This window comes from Iodobacter violaceini (genome assembly GCF_011601265.1).
Taxonomy (GTDB): domain Bacteria; phylum Pseudomonadota; class Gammaproteobacteria; order Burkholderiales; family Chitinibacteraceae; genus Iodobacter; species Iodobacter violaceini.
In genome coordinates this window covers 1-610 of record NZ_JAAOLX010000035.1, presented here as the reverse complement: position 1 = coordinate 610, position 610 = coordinate 1, and the positions used below count along the sequence as shown (strand labels likewise).

1 protein-coding gene is annotated in these 610 nt (G+C 54.3%); it reads left to right on the top strand.

What is annotated here, in order from left to right; translation table 11 throughout:
- Window positions 1-610 (top strand): VCBS domain-containing protein (locus tag HA050_RS21735; protein ID WP_205836561.1); only part of this gene is annotated, 610 nt, incomplete at both ends.

Below are 610 nucleotides of genomic sequence, written 5' to 3'. Positions count from 1 at the left end.
ACCGTGACTGTGAACGGCAGCAATGAAACCGCCACCGTCGGCCACGGCGCAGTACAGGAAGATACCGTTCAAAGCAGCAGCGGCACGCTGACCGCTACCGGCGGCGCGACCTTTGTGCCGCAAACCGATGCCGCAGGCACTTATGGCAAGTTAACGCTGGGCAGCGATGGCAAGTGGACTTATACGCTGAACAACGATGCGGATAATGTGCAAGCCCTTAAAACCGGCGAAACAAAAACCGAATCCTTCGATGTAACACTAAGCGACGGCACCAAAACCACCATCACCATCGATGTGCAAGGTCTGGACGACAAGGCCGTGATCACCCCAGGCAAACCGGGTGACGATGCTGGCTCTGTCAAAGAAGATACAACACTGAGCACCAGCGGCACGCTGCTGGTGAACGACAAAGACGCCGGTCAATCCAGCTTCCAGGCCCAGACTGAAACCAACGGTACTTACGGTAAGTTCAGCATTGGTACAGATGGTAAGTGGACTTACACGCTGAACAATAACGATCCAGTTGTTCAGGCCTTAAAAGACGGCGATGTAAAGACCGAAACCTTCACCGTTAAATCCGCCGATGGCTCGGAAAGCACCATCACCGTGA